This is a genomic window from Pseudomonas sp. N40(2020) (assembly GCF_014472415.1).
In the GTDB taxonomy this organism is placed as follows: Bacteria; Pseudomonadota; Gammaproteobacteria; order Pseudomonadales; family Pseudomonadaceae; genus Aquipseudomonas.
In genome coordinates, this window is the sequence record NZ_JACSZV010000002.1 from 1 (window position 1) to 16876 (window position 16876).

The 16876-nt window shown below is 60.8% G+C and carries 11 protein-coding genes; 3 read left to right on the forward strand and 8 right to left on the reverse strand.

Translation table 11 applies throughout. From position 1 onward, the window contains the following. Positions 1-79: 79 nt before the first annotated feature. The 5 genes from IAI51_RS01545 to pvdM form a co-directional block, all read right to left on the reverse strand. Positions 80-2539, reverse strand: coding sequence for a TonB-dependent siderophore receptor (locus IAI51_RS01545; protein ID WP_187676883.1), 2460 nt, complete (start codon positions 2537-2539; stop codon positions 80-82). A 117-nt stretch (positions 2540-2656) separates the two neighbouring features. Continuing rightward, positions 2657-4306 (reverse strand): cyclic peptide export ABC transporter, encoded by a 1650-nt coding sequence (locus IAI51_RS01550; protein ID WP_187676884.1) that lies wholly within the window; start codon positions 4304-4306, stop codon positions 2657-2659. 146 nt (positions 4307-4452) lie between these two features. Beyond that, the gene (locus IAI51_RS01555) at positions 4453-5361 is read right to left on the reverse strand and encodes a formylglycine-generating enzyme family protein (protein ID WP_187676885.1); all 909 of its coding nucleotides are present in this window, start codon (positions 5359-5361) and stop codon (positions 4453-4455) included. Positions 5362-5400: 39 nt separating this feature from the next. After that, positions 5401-6681 carry an aminotransferase class V-fold PLP-dependent enzyme gene (locus IAI51_RS01560; protein ID WP_187676886.1) on the reverse strand — a complete coding sequence of 427 codons (1281 nt, stop codon included), beginning with the start codon at positions 6679-6681 and terminating at the stop codon, positions 5401-5403. Then, complete coding sequence (pvdM, locus tag IAI51_RS01565) at positions 6678-8048, reverse strand: pyoverdine-tailoring dipeptidase-like protein PvdM (protein ID WP_187676887.1); 1371 nt, start codon at positions 8046-8048, stop codon at positions 6678-6680. Before pvdM ends, IAI51_RS01560 begins: the two co-directional genes overlap by 4 nt. A gap of 186 nt (positions 8049-8234) precedes the next feature. On the opposite strand from pvdM, the gene IAI51_RS01570 reads away from it, so the two are divergent. Continuing rightward, positions 8235-9845, forward strand: a complete 1611-nt coding sequence (locus IAI51_RS01570) for a PvdJ/PvdD/PvdP-like protein (RefSeq protein ID WP_187676888.1) — start codon at positions 8235-8237, stop codon at positions 9843-9845. 83 nt (positions 9846-9928) lie between these two features. Here IAI51_RS01570 and IAI51_RS01575 read toward each other — a convergent pair whose 3' ends face one another. Genes IAI51_RS01575 through IAI51_RS01585 form a run of 3 tightly spaced genes read right to left on the reverse strand, consistent with a single transcriptional unit; the run spans position 9929 to position 14474 of the window. Further along, complete coding sequence (locus IAI51_RS01575; RefSeq protein WP_187676889.1) at positions 9929-11320, reverse strand: efflux transporter outer membrane subunit; 1392 nt, start codon at positions 11318-11320, stop codon at positions 9929-9931. 7 nt (positions 11321-11327) lie between these two features. Then, positions 11328-13301 carry a MacB family efflux pump subunit gene (locus tag IAI51_RS01580; RefSeq protein ID WP_187676890.1) on the reverse strand — a complete coding sequence of 658 codons (1974 nt, stop codon included), beginning with the start codon at positions 13299-13301 and terminating at the stop codon, positions 11328-11330. Further along, positions 13302-14474 carry an efflux RND transporter periplasmic adaptor subunit gene (locus IAI51_RS01585; protein ID WP_187676891.1) on the reverse strand — a complete coding sequence of 391 codons (1173 nt, stop codon included), beginning with the start codon at positions 14472-14474 and terminating at the stop codon, positions 13302-13304. It lies immediately after the preceding gene. 324 nt (positions 14475-14798) lie between these two features. Here IAI51_RS01585 and IAI51_RS01590 point away from each other — a divergent pair, with 324 nt between their 5' ends. Together IAI51_RS01590 and IAI51_RS01595 are read left to right on the forward strand one after the other, a co-directional pair. Beyond that, positions 14799-15281, forward strand: a complete 483-nt coding sequence (locus IAI51_RS01590) for a sigma-70 family RNA polymerase sigma factor (protein WP_187676892.1) — start codon at positions 14799-14801, stop codon at positions 15279-15281. 133 nt (positions 15282-15414) lie between these two features. Continuing rightward, positions 15415-16752 carry a lysine N(6)-hydroxylase/L-ornithine N(5)-oxygenase family protein gene (locus tag IAI51_RS01595; RefSeq protein WP_187676893.1) on the forward strand — a complete coding sequence of 446 codons (1338 nt, stop codon included), beginning with the start codon at positions 15415-15417 and terminating at the stop codon, positions 16750-16752. Positions 16753-16876: the final 124 nt, after the last annotated feature.

The following is a 16876-nucleotide window of genomic DNA, read 5'->3' on the forward strand; positions in this document are numbered from 1 at the left end:
ATATACACCCAACCCCAACCCCAACCCCAACCAAAAAAAACGCCGGCAGATGCCGGCGTTTCAGTGAGCGCAGAGCGTATTACCAGTTGTAGGTCACGTCAGCAGTCATGGTGCGGCCTTCACCGTAGTAGCAGTCGAGGGTGCTGTTGCACGCGGCAACGTATTTCTCGTCGGTGAGGTTCTGCAGGTTGGCTTGCAGCTTCACGCCTTTGATGTGCAGCGGCGATTTTTCCAGGTCGTAGGAGACCATCGCGTCATACACGGTGTAGGACGGGATCTGGAAGGAGTCCGACTCGTAGTCCGAACCGTAGCTGCTGCGCACGTAGCGTGCACCCAGACCCATACCGAAACCGGCCAGGGCAGTGGAGACGTCGAAGTCGTAGTTGACCCAGGCGGACGCGGTCAGTGGTGGACGCATCGCCAGGGTGCGACCTTCGCGACCGTCGTTGTCTTTTTCCCACTTGGTCTGGTTACGCGACACCGAAGCCAGTACGCGCAGGTTCTGGGTGACATTGACCTTGCCTTCCAGCTCGACACCACGGGAGCGCACGGTGCCGCTCTGGGTGCTGAAACCCGGATTGTCGAGGTCGGAGGTGAGCATGTTGTCCTGATCGATCTGGTAGGCCGACAACTGGATAAAGCCATCAATGAACGTCGGCTCGTACTTGATACCGACTTCGTACTGTTTGCCGGTGGTCGGTTCGAATGCGCCGCCGCTCATGTCGGTACCGGTTTGCGGCAGGAACGATTCGGCGTAGCTCACGTAAGGCGTGATGCCATTTTCGAACTCGTAGCCAAGGCCGGCACGACCGGTGAACTTCTCGTCCTTCTGGTTGCTGTGACCGCCGGTCAGTGGTTGCTTGTTGTCGGTCTCGGCGAAGTCATAACGACCGCCGAGGGTCAGGAACCACTGGTTCCAGCGCAGTTGATCCTGAGCGTACAGGCCGGTCTGGGTAATGGTGTTATCCCACTTGTACGGCTGGCGGAAGTTGATCTGGCTGCCATACACCGGGTTGTACAGGTCGATACCCGGCGCGGTGCGGTCATAGAGACCGAGGAACTTTGAGTTGGAGTGGTAGTAGTCCACGCCCAGCAGCACCGTGTGCTCGATATCGGCAGTCTTGAACTTGGCCTGGGCAATGTTATCGATGCCGTAAACCTTGTTGTGCTGCGACCAGTCCACCGCGTAACGGCTCTGGAAACTGTTGTCGTTGAGACCGGTGACCGGGTTGGTCGGGAACGAATAACCGTGCAGCGGCGCCACGTACTGGTCGTTGACGTCGGCGTAACGAGCGTTCTGTTTCAGGGTCCAGACGTCGTTGAGTTCGTGGGCGATTTCGTAACCGACGACGAACTGTTCACGGTGGTACTTGTTCACGTCCGGTTCGCCGATGAAGCGGCTGCGGCTGATGCGCCCGTTAGAGGTGTTTTTGACCGTGCCAAAGGCTGGCAGACCTTGAGCTTCCGGTACGTCGTGATCTTTCTGGTACTGACCGAATACGGTGATGGTGGTGCGGTCGTTCGGCAGCCAGGTCAGGCTTGGCGCCAGCAACATGCGGTTCTGGTTGGCGTAGTCGATGGCCGAACTGCTGTCGTTGAACACGCCGGTCAGGCGATAGAGGAATTCGCCCTGATCGTCGATCGGGCCACCGAAGTCGAAGGCGCCGTATTTACGGTCATAGCTGCCGCCACCGATTTTCACTTCATGCAGCGGGGTAGCCGTCGGACGCTTGCTGACCATGTTGACGATGCCGCCTGGCTGGTTCTGCCCGTAAAGTACCGATGCCGGGCCCTTGAGCACTTCGACGCGCTCCAGGGTGTACGGGTCGATTTGCAGCGAACCGCCGGTGCTGCCGCCGCCGTATGGCATGTGCAGACCATCGAGGTACAGCGGAGTAGGGGAGAAACCACGGGAGGTCGGTTCGTCGAAAATCTTCACCCGGTCCGAGAAACCGCCGCCGGTCATGCCTGGTGTGTAAAGCAGGGCTTCGGTGACCGACTTCGAACCGCGCATCTTGATTTCGTCTTGTGTCACGACGTTGATGGTCTGCGGGATTTCCTTGAGCGACGAATCGGTCTTGGACCCGGAGGCGCTGCGCTTGGCGACGATTCCGTCAACCGGGCCCCAGGCCGATTCCGCGGTGGCGGAAATACTGGTCGGTGCCAGATCCAGGCTTGCACCGCTGCTGCGGCCGCGCAACGCGACGTTGTTGCCCTGAACGCTGTAGGCGATGTCGGTGCCTTTGAGCAATTGTGCGATGGCGGCAGTTGGTTCCAGGTTACCGCTGACGGCGGTGCTGCGCAGACCACTCACTTCATCCGGGCTGTAAAGCACCTGAAGGTTGGTCTGGCGACCGAATTCCTGCAAGGCGCTCCCCAGCGACTGTGCAGGAATATTGATCGCCACGGCGGCGGCCTGAGCCTGACCTGCGATTGGCAAGGTCAGGGCCATGGCGCAAAGCGCTGGCAACGTGGAACGCAAGGAGCGGCGGATCAGCAGAGCCTTGGCGAGCGGGTGGAGTCCGTGCGGTGCGGGCATTGTTCTTCTACTCTTCAAAGTGTTGACTGAGAACTATTTCTATTAACTGTAAGTAAGACGTTGAGCCTTCCGAAAACCGGAAAGGCTCAACGCATTTTTTTTACAAATTTTTCACAATCAGGCGGGTTGAAGCTCAGTGACCACTTTGCCGGCGTTCATGCGCACCAGTTGGTCGGCGACATCGAAGTAACGATCGTCGTGGGAAATGACGATGATGGTCTTGCCCAGACGCTTGAGGTCAGGCAGCAGCTCGGTATAGAAAATGCGGCGGAAGGTCGGGTCCTGGTCGGCGGCCCACTCGTCGAACACAAGCACCGGCCGTTCTTCCAGCCAGGCATTGATCAGCGCCAGGCGTTTGCGTTGGCCGGTCGAAAGGTCGGTGGTGGTGAATGAGCCGTCGCGCACGCTGACCTTGTGGGCGATCTCCAGACGCTGCAGATATTGGTTGGCATCTTCCGGAATATGCGTGTCGCCCTGAACCACGTCGTCGAACAGGTAGTAGTCGGCGAAGATCGTGGTGAACAACTGGCGATAGTCGTCGCGGGTCAGGGCGGTGACCACTTGATCGTTGAGGCGGATTTCACCTTGCTGCGGCGCGTACAGGCCCAGCAGCAATTTGATCAGGGTGGTCTTGCCACAACCGTTTTCGCCGACGATGAAGACGATGTCGCCTTGTTCGATTTTCAGGTTCACCGGCCCGAGACGGAACGGCGTCGCGCCTTGTACGGTCGGGAAACTGTACGAGACGTCGGTCAGTTCCAGGCTGTGCACCGGTGTCTTTTCATTGCCTTGGTCGTTGAGCAGCAGGTGCGGTTCGGGCGAGGAAAACTGCTCGGACAACTCGGCGATACGACGGAACGCGATCTGCGCGCGACTGACAATCGGCAGCGCGGCAATGATGTGTTCCAGCGGACCTTTCATATACAGCAGCACCAGCACAAAACCGCTCATCACCGCTTTATCGGCGTTCGGCCACAGCGATTGCAGGCCCAGCGCCAGGCCGATCACGACGAAGAACAGCATCGAACCGAGCGTCTTGGCGATCACGAAAATATTCACCGAGCGCACCTGGGTATCGCAGATCTTGTCCGCCGTGCCTTCAATGCCCGAGACAAACATTCGGTGCCGGCGCGGCCGATGGATGCGCAGCTCCTTGGCGCCCTCAGCGACGGCGTGGTAGCTCTTTTGCAGTTCGTCTTCGTAGTCGCGAGCCTTCATGAAGCCCTGCATGCCACGCCCGCGAGCAATGTATTGAACGACCGTACCGATCAGGATAGCGATGACTGTCAGCAGAAACATCGGCCATGACAACATCGCCAGATAGCCCATGCAGCCGAGGGCAACGGTCATCGAAATCGCTAGCGGGGCGAAGGCGAACGCAAAGTCGCTGATGGTATCGACGTCGTGGGTCAGCACCGGAATCAGACGATGACTGCGATAGCGTTCGATCTGTTCGATGGGTGCCGAGAGGACTTTCTCGCCCAGCTCTTTACGCAGTTTGGCAATGATGTGTTGGCCGACATAATTGGTGCCAATGTCGGAAAAAATCGAAGTGGTCAGGGCCAGCAGGCACAGGCCGGCGAAGATCGCGACCATGGTGCCGGTCAGATCGCCTTCGCTGTGCAGCACACTGTTGATGGTCGCCAGCAATGCGGTGACGCTCAGACCACCGACCATGCCGAGCAGGACGGAGACGGTGACGATCAGCCGAAAGGGTTTGAGCAGGGCGAACAATTCATTGATCACCCCGCGTGTTGGTTTGCTCATGGAGGTTCCCTGCTTGAAAGAGCGGCGAAGGCCGGCATCGGCTGCGGACTTCGCCTGGGTGACGTAGAAGGCGGTGGCGCGCCTTGACGGTTCGCGCCCACCTGTAAAACGACTGGCAGGACGGCTAATTTAGCCGGGCGAGGGGCTTACAGATCGCGGGCTACGCGAAACCCGATCCAGTCGCCGCGGGTATCGGTGAACGTCGCGTTACGATTGCCCGAGCGAGAGAACACCGGTGCTTCACCCCAGTCGTTGCCACGGATGCGGCGAACTTCGCATTTGCCGCTCGACCAGGCACTGCCATCACTCGGTGCGCCGACGTAGTTTTCGTTGTAGCAGTCGGCCGTCCACTCATAGATGTTGCCGTGCATGTCGTAGACGCCAAAGGCGTTGGCCGGGAAGCTGCCGGCCGGTGCGGTGAAGTTGTAGCCGTCGCCGGCACCGTAGGTGTTGGCGTGTTTGGCGATGCTGTATTCCTTGCCTTCGTCGAACGGGAAGGGGAACGGGCCGGTGCTGCCACCACGGGCGGCGTATTCACGCAGGGATTCGCTGACCAGCCGATATTGCTGGCCGGTTTTTTTCGACAGCCACGCCACGTAGGCCTCGACTTCGGGAAAGTCCATGCACACCGCTGGATGTTTGTCGGTGTACTGCTTGTGCGGGTCACTGCCCTGATAATCAGGGATGCCCGCCTTGCAGGCGCGGCCGGGGCGAGTGTCGCCGTCGGGCATCTTGTAGCCGGTGTCCTTGAGGTACGCATCCCACTCGCCACGCAGCACCTGAAAGCGGCTGATCGCCAACGGTTTGGCAAACGTCACCGGGTGCATCGGGCCTTCGTCAGGCTCGCGGCCGACTTCGTCATCCGGGGTGCCCATGGTGAAAGTGCCGGTGGGCAGTACGACCATTTCCGGGCAGTCCTTGCAATCTTTGAACACCTTGCCCGGCGCAGGCGGGGTGGCGGCGAAGGCGGCGCCTGGCAGCAGGCCTGAGGCTAGCGCCGTCAGCACCAACGCTGGCAGGGCCTTCATGGAAAATCGACGCAGTTCACGGTTCATTGCGAGTCTCACTAAAAAGGAAAAAGGGATCGCGCGGGCTCAAAGGGCTGGGTCGAGCACGGCCAGCAATCGATCGATCTGTTCTTCGTCGTTAAGCAACCCCGGTGCGGTGCGGATGACCGGACCCACGTCGCGGTTGACCGCATCGGCCACCACGCGGTTGGCCATCAGGTACGCAGCGATCTTGTCGCTGTCCTTGCCCTTGACCCGGAAGAAGGTAAATCCGGCGGACAGTTCAGGGCTCAGTGGCGTGACGAGTTCGATCTGTGGGCGCTGTTGCAGGTGTGTTTTCAGGTAGCTGTTGAGGGCGTGAATGCGCGCTTCAACTTCGGCCTTGCCCAGTTGCAGGTGCAATTTGAAGGCTTCGTCGAGCGCCCAACGGTGCTCGAACGAGTGGTAGCCGCCGGGCGTCATGGTGGTGGAAAACGCCGTTGCTTCAGAGAACGTCGGAATGATCGGGGTGACGTATCTGACCTCTTCGAAGCGACTGCAAACGATGCCGGTGCCGCGCGGGCCGAACATCCATTTATGGGTACCGGCGATGAAGAAGTCGCAGTTCATCTGCGCAAAACTGAGGTCGTCGACGCCGAAACCGTGCACGCCATCGACGACGTAGATGATTCGGTCGGCATCGCTGCGGCCACGGTTGTGCTTGTCGACGATGGCGCCGATTTCGCCGATGGGCAATTTCAGGCCGCTGCCCGAATGCACCCAGCACATCCCCAGCACACGGGTTTCGGGGCGAATGGCGCTGTCGATGGCGGCCAGGATTTCAGCTTTGCTGGCGCTGTACACATTCTTGAACAAAGGGATTTTGCGCACCCGCGTGCCGTCGCGTTCGGTGCGCAAGGCGAGGATGGTGTGGGTGGCGTAATGCTCGTGGACGGTGGTGAGGATTTCCTGATCGGCGCGCACATGCACACCGCCATAAATCGTCGCCAGCCCCTCAGTGGTGCTGCCGGTCAGGGCGATCTGCTTGGCATTGGCCTGCAAGTAGCGACCGGCCCAGACCCGCACGTTTTCTTCGCGCTGTTCGATCACGCCCAGATCCCAGTCCATCGCCAGGCCGGGGTTCTTGTCGAGGGCGGCGCGGTGTATTTCGATGGCGTCGCGCACGGGTTTGGGGTGCGAGGTGACCAAAAAATTGGAGAAGTGCAGGTAGTCCGGATCCTGATCGAACAGTTGCTGCAACTGTGCCCACTTGTTGCGCGGCTGCGGCGCTACGGCTGAGGCGCTGGCGAGATTCGGCAGACCCGCACCCAGCGGCAGCGCCGCCGCCAGAAGCCCGGCCTGCTTCAAGAAGTCACGACGATTGCTCATGGCTTGGCGGTTCCCTGCGCAGCGGCCAGCGAAGGTTTCGCCGCTTTCTCGACCTGATCCCAAACGCGCAGGAAGTTGCCGCCCCACAGCTTGGCAATGTCGGCTTCGGAATAGCCGCGCGAGATCAATTCGGCGGTGACGTTGCGGATTTCGCCGACGTTCTCGAAGCCTTTGACGCCGCCGCCTTCGTTGAAGTCGGAACTGATGCCGACATGGTCGATGCCGATCTTGCGCACCGCGTAATCGATGGCGTCGCCCAAATCCTTGAGGCTGGCTTTCGGCTCTTCTTCGAGGATGCCGTAGAGACGGCCGGCGTACTGGCCGAACTTCTGTTCGGACCAGGCGGCAATGATCGGGTCGCCGGGCATCAGTGCCATGGCCAGGTTCGGCAGTGGCGGCAGGTCGAACTCCTTGCGCATTTCGTTGAGCTTGTTCTGGGTTTCCTGGGTCAGCGGACGCAGGTACTGCGAGAACGCGACGATCTGTACGACGCCGCCGCTGTTCTTGATCAGCTGCATTTCCTTGTCGCTGAGGTTGCGCGGGATGTCGACCATCGCGCGCGGCGCCGAATGCGAAGCCACCAGCGGGGTGCGGCTCAGTTGCGCGACCTGCTCGAGGGCCTTGGTCGACATTTGCGACACGTCGATGATCACGCCCAGATCGTTCAGACGCTTGACCGCTTGCTTGCCCAGATCCGAGAGACCGTCGAGGGCATCCGGCGAATCATTGAGGAACGGCAGCGGACGCGACGAGTCCGCCCAGTCGTTGTTGCCGATGTAGCTGAAGCCGAACATGCGCATGCCACGCGCCGTCCACATGTCCAGCAGGTTCAGGTCGTGACCCAGTGGATAGGCGTTGAGCATGCTGATGAAAATCGCGAATTTGCCTTCGCCGTGCAGGCGTCGGAAGTCGTCCGCGGTATAGGCGATGGCGACCTGATTGGGATAGTCGCGGACCATGCCGGAGATGATCTTGAAGCGGATTTCCTGCTGGTTGCGCGCCTCGTCGACGAAACCGGGCGTCGGTTTGTGCGGGGCGTTCGGGCCGTTCCACATTTCCGGCCAGCCGAAGATGGTCAGTGCGGCGCCCGATAGGCGTCCACGGCTGGCCTTGGCCAGATCGAACTGGCCGTCGCCGTCCTTGTCGGCTTCGTGGCCGTCGGTGCCGAAGTTTTGCGTCATGCTGACATGGCTGTCGAAGGAGAGCATGCGTTCGTGCAGTTCATCGGCCTGTTTCATGACTTTGACCGGGTAGCCGAGGTCGTCCTTGAACCAGTGTTGCCAAGCGGCAAAGCCTGCGCCGGCACTGATTGCCAGGGCCAGTGGCAGGCCGATGAATAGAGCCTTTTTCGAACGTGGTTTTGTCATTGCCATCTCTGTCAGGTTCGCCATCGAGGTGCAGGCGCGGGGGCCTTTGCTATCTGGGAAGAACGATTAGTCGGCAGGGAAATTTAGGCGGGCGCGCCTCAAGCAAAAGCGGCGGCTTAAATTTGCCGGCGCAACAAACGTTCTAGCTTGGATAAAGCCTGCTTCATGGCTGACACAGGTAGGGCAATGAAGATTTCTCGACGATGGTTCATGGCGGGCCTGGCGCTGACGGGCGCTGCCGTGCCTGCGGCTTATTTTGGGCATCGTGAATGGACGAAGCCGGACCCGACGATCACGCCGGGTGAAGCGTCATTCGACGTCGCCGACAGGGCCGGGCAACGCCTGGCGAATGCATTGCGCGGGGTTTGGGATATCCGTTTCGAAGGCCCAGATGCCGGCCTCGAAGGTCTACCGCTTGAGGGCCTGCAAGTGTTTCTCGACATCGGCCAGAAGGGTCGTGGTGTCTGCGGTTTTCTCGACACGCCAGAACGTCTGCGCTCTGGCGAGACACCTCGTTACCGAATTATTGGCGATCTCGCCGGGGCCGATGCGGCGAAACTCAGCTGGCGGCTGATCGGCGCTGATGGCCAGATTGGCTATGAACTGGAAATGATCCTCGATGAGGTCTGGGCCGATTTCGGTAATGCCGGCAGCGGCACCCTCAGCGGCAAAGCGCTGCGACTTGACCGGCCGTTGAGCCTGCCGGCGCAGGACAACCGCTTCGTGGCCGTCAAACGCCTGTTTCCCGAAGCGCGCGAGCGCACACCGTTGAACGCGACTCTGCTGGCATGGCTGATCTCTCCCGAGCATCGCCTGTTCCACCAGTTGTGGCATGCGACCCGGGACAAGTGGCACAAGCTTCCCGAGGACAAGCGCGAGGCGCTGCGCGGCATTGGCTGGCAGCCCGGCCCGCGCGACAAGGAGCGTGATGCCCGTGGCCCGCGCAAGGATCGCAACGGTTCGGGCGTGGACTTTTTCTTCATGCACCGACACATGCTCGGGACGGCGCGATCGATGCAGGATCTACCGTCCTGGGAATACTTCCCGCTGCCGCAACCGGAGTTGATCCGCGACCGCATCGGTTTCGCCCGGTATTTCGATAATCACGACGGCACGGCCTTGCCGCCGACGTGGACGGCCGCAGGTGACGACGAGTTCAGTCAGTGGGTCAGCGACATCAAGACCGCCGAGACTTACGAAAGCAACTTCCAGGTCTGGGAGTCGCAGTACCGTGATCCGGCGTATCTGGCCAAACTCACGCTGGGTCAGTTTGGCTCGGAAGTCGAGTTGGGCTTGCATGACTGGTTGCACATGCGCTGGGCGTCAGTACCGCGCGATCCATCCAATGGCCAACCGGTGCCGTTTGCTCGCGATCCGGCGGACTTCGCTGCACGCTGGTACAACGCCGAAAACGACTTCCTCGGCGATCCGTTCTCATCCCACGTCAATCCGGCGTTCTGGCACTTCCATGGCTGGATCGATGACCGGATCGAAGACTGGTTTCGCGCCCACGAGCGTTTCCATCCGGGTGAAGTCACGCGCCTGCAGGTCAATGGCGTGCACTGGTTCGCACCGGGGCGGTGGGTCGAGGTCGATGATCCGTGGCTGGGGCCGAGCACCCATGGTTGCAGCACCACGCCGGGATTACAGATGGGAAAAACCGTGGAAATGGACCCGGAAACCATGAAGCTGGCGCTGCGCATCACCTTCATCACCGACGAGGACAAACTCGCCGGTCTGTTCCGCCGCGTTCCGCAACGGCCGTGGTATGCGCGCAATCTGAAAGCCAAGGCATAAAAGCCAAAGATCGCAGCCTTCGGCAGCTTCTACAGAGGATTCATTTCATGTAGGAACTGCCGAAGGCTGCGATCTTTTGATCTTCAAAGACTCTGCCATCCACCCCCAAGCGCCTTGTACAGCGCGATGCTCGCCTGTACCCGCGACAGTCGCAATTGCGCATTCTGATCTTGCGCCGCATACAACGTGCGCTGGGTTTCCAGCACCGTCAGCAAGTCTTCGGCGCCGGCCTGATAGCGGCTCTGGGCGATGTTGAACGCGGTCTGCGCCTGGCTCAATTCCTCGTTCTGCCACAACCGCTGCTCATCAAGGCGCCGAATGCTGTTGAGGGCTTTTTCCACATCGGCGAAGCCGTTGATGATCGCGCCACGATAGTTCTCCAGCAGTTCTTGCTGGCGCGCCGTGGCCTTGTCGCGTTCAGCGCCGAGGCGCCCGTTATTGAAGATCGGCGCGACCAATCCGGCGGTGAGGTTGTAGAAAGGGCTGCGGATCAAATCGTCGAACTGGTTGGCGCCGGAGCCGAGCTGGGCTGTCAGGTTCAGCGCCGGCAGCATGGCCGCACGGGCGACTTTGACGTCGGCCTCGGCGGCGGACAGTTGTGCTTCGGCACGAGCGATGTCTGGGCGGTGGCTGAGCAACTCGCTGGGTACACCGGCAGCGATATCTGGCCATTGCAGGTGATCGAAGGGCTCTTTTGGCGACAGTTGTTGCACCGGTTGGCCGAGCAGCGCAGCCAGGCTGATCAGCGCGTCTTGCGCTTGCTGCTGCACACGCGGCAATTGCCATTGCTGAGCGGCCACCAGACTTTTTTGCTGGGCCAGTTCCAATGCCGTCGCCGAGCCTGACTCATAACGCGTCTGCACCAGCTTCAGCACGCTTTGGGCGTTGGCCAGATTCAGTTCGGCAATCCGGCTTTGCTCGCGCAGCGACAGGGTTTGCGCATAGGTATTGGCAACGCCGCTGAGCAGTGTCAGTTCCACGGTGGCACGATCGAACTCACTGGCTTGCAGGGTGAATTGCGCACTGTCGCGGGAAGCGCGTTTGCCGCCCCAGAAGTCGATTTCGTAAGTGGCACTCAGATTGGTATCGAAGTAGTCCACAGCCTTGTTGCTGCTGTTGGCGTCCAGTTGGCTGTAGCCGGTGCCGCGCAGCAGTTTTTGCCGGTTGGCATTGAATCCGGCTTTGACCTCCGGCAGCAATGAACCGCCGGCGATCACCGTGCCGGCCTGCGCCTGACGCACCCGGGCAACAGCGGCCGCGAGGTCGAAACTGCCGGCTCGCGCCTGTTCGATCAGGCTGTCGAGTTCCGGGCTGCCGAACTGCGTCCACCACTGTGCATTGTTGCGGGCGGCGCTGGCAGCTTGTGGCGATTGCCACGTCGTCGGTGGCAGCAGGCCGCTGTCCGGACGCTGGACGGGATTGGCGCAGGCACTGAGCAACAGGCAGACGGTCAACAGGCTAAGGCACGGTTTCATAGATCGATCATTCACTGGTAAGGGCCGTGACCGGGTCGAGCCGGGCAGCTTTGCGGGCCGGCATGAAGCCGAAGACAACACCGGTGACCAGTGCGCAGCCGAAGGCGCCGAGCACGGCCATCAGGGAAAACGCCACGGCGACTTCACTGAGCACCAGCACGCCGCCGACGATCAGCGCCAACGCGATCCCGGCAATGCCGCCGACCACCGAGAGCATCACGGCCTCGGTGAGGAACTGGCGCAGGATGTCCCGTTGTCGCGCACCTGTGGCCATGCGGATACCGATCTCACGGGTGCGTTCGCGCACGGTCATGAGCATGATATTCATCACGCCGATACCGCCCACCAGCAGCGAGATCGCGGCAATCGAACCGAGCATCAGCGACAGGGTGTTTTGCGTGCGCGCCTCGGCCTGGATCATCGCGGCGTTGTTGGTCAGTTCGAAATCCTTTTTGCCGTTGTGCAGGCGCAGCATCAGTTGTTCGATGGCCTGTTCGGCTTCCTTGACCTTGCGTGCGTCGGCGGCGGCAATGGCCACGTATTCCGGATCGCGGGTGCCGAACAGCCGCACGCTGGCTGCCGAGTAGGGCACGGCGATACGGTCATCGCTGTCGGAGTCGCCGGAGCTGGCGCCTTTTTCCGCCAGTACGCCGACCACCTGAAATGGCACGTTCTCGATCAGGATGTAATGGCCGATCGGGTTGATCACATCCTTAAGCAATTTGCTGCGGACCTTGTGGCCGATCACCGCAACGGCTGCGGCATTCTGCTCATCGGCGTCGGTGAAATAACTGCCTTGCACCACCGGCCAGTTGAAGATCGCCGGGAAGTTTGTGTCGTTACCGCCGACATAACTCATGTGGTCGATATTGCCGTAACGCACCCCGGCCTCGGCGCCGTTGACCGGCATGATCCGCTGCACTTGCGGCAGGCTCGCCAGGGCACGGACATCGTCCAGAGTGATGATGCCCGGCGGCGTGCGCGGGTTGGGCGCCGAACCGCTGAGGTAAATGATGTTCGAGCCGAACGCGCCCATCTGCGCCATGACCTGGCGCTTGCTGCCTTCGCCGACAGCGAGCATCACCACCACCGACGCCACGCCGATGATGATCCCGAGCAGGGTCAGGGCAGTGCGGAAGCGGTTGATCCACATCACCCGCCACGCCGCGTGCAAGGCGTCCACCAGTTCGCCTTTCCAGGCGCCAGTGGCCTCGGCGCCCTCGGCCAGACGCTTGCGCAGATCCACCGCTTGCAAGGCACCGGGGTTGGCCGTGGTTTGCGCCTCGGGATTGTCCTTGGCGCTGTCGCTGATGATCAGGCCGTCGCGTATTTCGATGATGCGCTTGGCCCGCGCCGCCACTTCGCGGTCGTGGGTAATGAGAATTACCACATGGCCCTGGCTCGCCAGCTCATCGAGCAGCGCCATGACCTCTTTGCCGCTGTGGCTGTCGAGGGCACCGGTAGGTTCGTCGGCCAGAATGATGTGGCCGCCGTTCATCAAGGCGCGGGCAATCGACACCCGCTGTTGCTGGCCGCCGGAGAGCTGGTGCGGACGGTTGCCGGTGCGCGAGGCGAGGCCTAGACGGTCGAGCAGGGCGGCGGCGCGGGCATGACGTTCGGCTGCCGGCGTGCCGGCGTAGATCGCCGGCATCTCGACGTTTTCCTGCGCCGAGCCGGACGGGATCAGGTGATAACCCTGGAACACAAAACCGAACGCTTCGCGGCGCAGCCAGGCCAGTTCGTCGCTGTTCAGGCCGGCGACGTTTTCCCCGGCGAAGCGGTATTCGCCGGACGTTGGCCGGTCGAGGCAGCCGAGAATATTCATCAGCGTCGACTTGCCAGAGCCGGAAGCGCCGACGATCGCGACGAACTCGCCGGCATGGATCGACAGGTCGATACCACGCAAGACGTGAACTTCAGGGGCGTCGCCACCGCCGTAGGATTTGCGGATGTCCTGCAGGTCGATCAGGGGCGTCTGCATTCAACCACCACTGCCATCGGCCGGACCGATCAGCAAGTGATCGCCTTCCTTCAGACCATCGAGAATCTGCACCTTGAGGCGGTCACTGATGCCAGTGTGCACCTCTCGCGATTCGATGTTGCCGTTGGCGGCGACCACTCGAGCCGTTTGCCGATCGGCCTTGTTGCTGCCATTCAGGGCTGCCACCGGTGCGGTCAGGATGTCTTTGGCCTGGTTGGCGACGAAAAACACTTGGGTGGTCATTTCGGCCATCAAGGCGTTGTCGGCGTTATCAACGTCGAGCAGCACGGTGTAAAGCACGACGCGGGCGCTGCCGCTTTTACTGCTGCTGGCCGGGCTGCCGCCGCCCTGGCTGGTTTGATCCAGCGGTTTGGGCGGCACCGGCAGGATCTGCCGCACGGTGCTGCTCCAGCGCCGGTTACCGCCGCTGAGGGTGGTGAAGTAAGCGGTCATGCCCGGTTTGACGTGGCCGATGTCGGCTTCCGACACCTCGGCCCACACCGTCATCGGTGAGAGTTTGGCGATGCGCAGGATCAGCGGTGTCTGTTGCTGGGCGTTGAGGGTCTGGCCTTCGCGGGCATCGAGGGCGACCACGGTGCCGGCCATCGGCGCATAGATCCGGGTGTAGCCGAGTTCGGCCTGATCGCTGCGCAGGCTGGCTTCGGCCTGACGAATCTGCGCCTGGAACATGTCGACGCGGGCCTGCGTGGCTTTCAGTTCGGCGCGGGCGGTTTGCACGTCTTCTTCACGGGTCGCACCGCCGGCGGCGAGATTCTGTTGGCGCTGGTACTTCTGTTGTGCCAGTTCGTGCTGGGCTCGTTGTTCCTGCAATTGCGCCTTTAGATTCTCGACGGAGAAGCGCCCGGCATCGAGCTTGGCCCGCTGCGTCGACGGGTCGATCTCCACCAGCAACTGGCCTTCCTTGACCACGTCGCCGACTTCCACGTGGATCTTCTGAATCTGTCCTGAAGCCTGTGCGCCCACGTCCACATAACGGCGCGGTTGCAGGGTGCCGAGCGCGGTGACGCTGCTTTCGATATCGCCGCGTGTGACTTGCACGGTGGCAAATTTATCCCGGCCCGGCGGCATGATCTGCCACGCGGCGTAAGCGACAACGGGGATCAGACAAAGGACTGCGAGCAGGGCGCGTCGGGCGGGGCGGGGACGTTTCATGCAGGGTTCCGGCCAGTGGAAATCGGCCCGTCGTTCGGCTGGCACACAGATTCGGGCAGCGCTGAACGCTGTCGCAGGGCACGACAGACACGGGAAGCTGTCCTGTAAACGAGGAAAGTGCAGGGGAATTTAAGCGCTGACACACGATGTAACAGCAATAGCGCAGGACTATTTATCGGGCAAAGACAAACGCTACTTTAAATCTATATGAGAATTACTATAAATTACGCACCTCACGTTGCCACTATCTTGCTACCGCTCATCGCGTGTTCATCGATCAGTGTGCTCAAGGACAGAAACCGCACCTTTTTGCGGCCGGGAGTCATGTTGGAAAACTACTATCGCGAGCTGGTGTGTTTCCTGAACGCCAAGCTGGGCAACCGTCAGGTTGCCGAGGATGTGGTGCATGACGCCTATCTGCGGGTGCTGGAACGTTCCAGCGACACGCCGATCGAGCAACCCCGGGCGTTTCTTTATCGCACGGCGTTGAATCTGGTCATCGACGATCATCGGCGCAATGCCCTGCGCCAGGTCGAGCCGTTGGAAGTGCTCGACAATGAAGAGCGCTATTTCACGCCGTCCCCCCACGGCACCCTCGATCACGGCCAGCGCCTGGAGATGATCCAGCGTGCCCTGGCCGAACTGTCATCCGCCTGCCGTGAAAGTTTTCTGCTGCGCAAGATCGACGGCCTGTCGCATCCGGAAATTGCTGAACAGCTCGGCATTTCCAAGGCTCTGGTGGAAAAGCATATCGTCAATGCCATGAAACATTGCCGCCTGCGGATCAAGCAATGGGATGCCCATTGAGCCATCGCCGGTAAATTTTATTTCACTGTCCTCGTTCCTACTCAACAGACGACCTGCTGTCCTGCTCAAGGCCGGTCAGGTCACTTAGGCTCTCCTTCCCCTTGTTGAGGGGTTCATCCAGAGGACACTGGAAATGACACAGGCAATTGCATCGCCCATCGTTCACGACCTGATCGGCGTCGGTTTCGGCCCTTCGAACCTGGCACTGGCCATCGCTCTGCAAGAGCGCGGCCCGACGCACGGCGAACTGGATGTACTGTTCCTCGACAAGCAGGCCGACTACAGCTGGCACGGAAATACCCTGTCGACCCAGAGCGAATTGCAGATTTCCTTCCTGAAGGATCTGGTGACCCTGCGCAATCCGACCAGCCCTTACTCGTTCGTCAATTACCTCAAGTACCACGGCCGTCTGGTCGACTTCATCAACCTCGGCACCTTCTACCCGTGCCGCATGGAGTACAACGACTACCTGCGCTGGGTCGCCGGGCAGTTCACCGAGCAGAGCCGTTACGGCGAAGAAGTGCTGACCATCGAGCCGGTGCTGCACAACCATCAGGTTGAAGCGCTACGAGTGATTTCCCGCGACAGCCAGGGGCTGCAACATGTGCGCACAACCCGTTCGGTGGTGGTGAGTGCCGGTGGCACGCCACGAATTCCCGAGGCGTTCAAGGCGTTGAAAGGCAACTCACGCGTGTTCCACCACTCGCAATACCTGTCGCAGATGGCCAAGCAGCCTTGCGTGAACAATCAGCCGATGAGCATCGCGATCATCGGCGGCGGGCAGAGCGCGGCGGAGGCCTTTATCGATCTGAACGATTCGTTCCCGTCGGTGCAAGTCGACATGATTTTGCGTGGCTCGGCCCTCAAGCCTGCGGACGACAGCCCGTTCGTCAACGAAGTGTTCTCGCCTGAGTTCACCGATCTGGTGTTCCAGCAGAACAGCGCCGAGCGTGAACGTCTGGTCAACGAGTACCACAACACCAACTATTCAGTGGTGGACATCGACCTGATCGAACGCATCTACGGCATCTTCTACCGCCAGAAAGTCTCCGGGATTGCCCGTCATGCGTTCCGCACTTTGACCACCGTCGAGAGCGCCACCGCTACTGAAAACGGTATCGAACTGGCCGTGCGCAACAACGCCACTGGCGAAGTCACCGTGCGCCTTTACGACGCCGTGGTGCTGGCCACCGGCTACGAGCGGCAGATGCACCGCAAACTGCTCGCGCCGCTGGAAGAATACCTGGGCGACTTCGAGGTTGATCGCAACTACAAGGTGCTCACCGACGAACGCTGCAAGGCCGGCATCTACATGCAGGGCTTCTGTCAGGCCAGTCATGGTTTGAGCGACACGTTGTTGTCGGTGTTGCCAATCCGTGCCGATGAAATTGCCGGCTCGCTGTATGAGCATGGCAAGAATCGTGGGCACAGCCGTTCGATGGCGGATCTGTTGTTGGCGACTGCGAGCTAAATCTGCTGCGTCTGAACCAGATCGTTCCCACGCTCTGCGTGGGAATGCCTCAACGGACGCTCCGCGTTCGGCTTCTGGAAGGGACGCGGAGCGTCCCAGGCTGCATTCCCACGCAGAGCGTGGG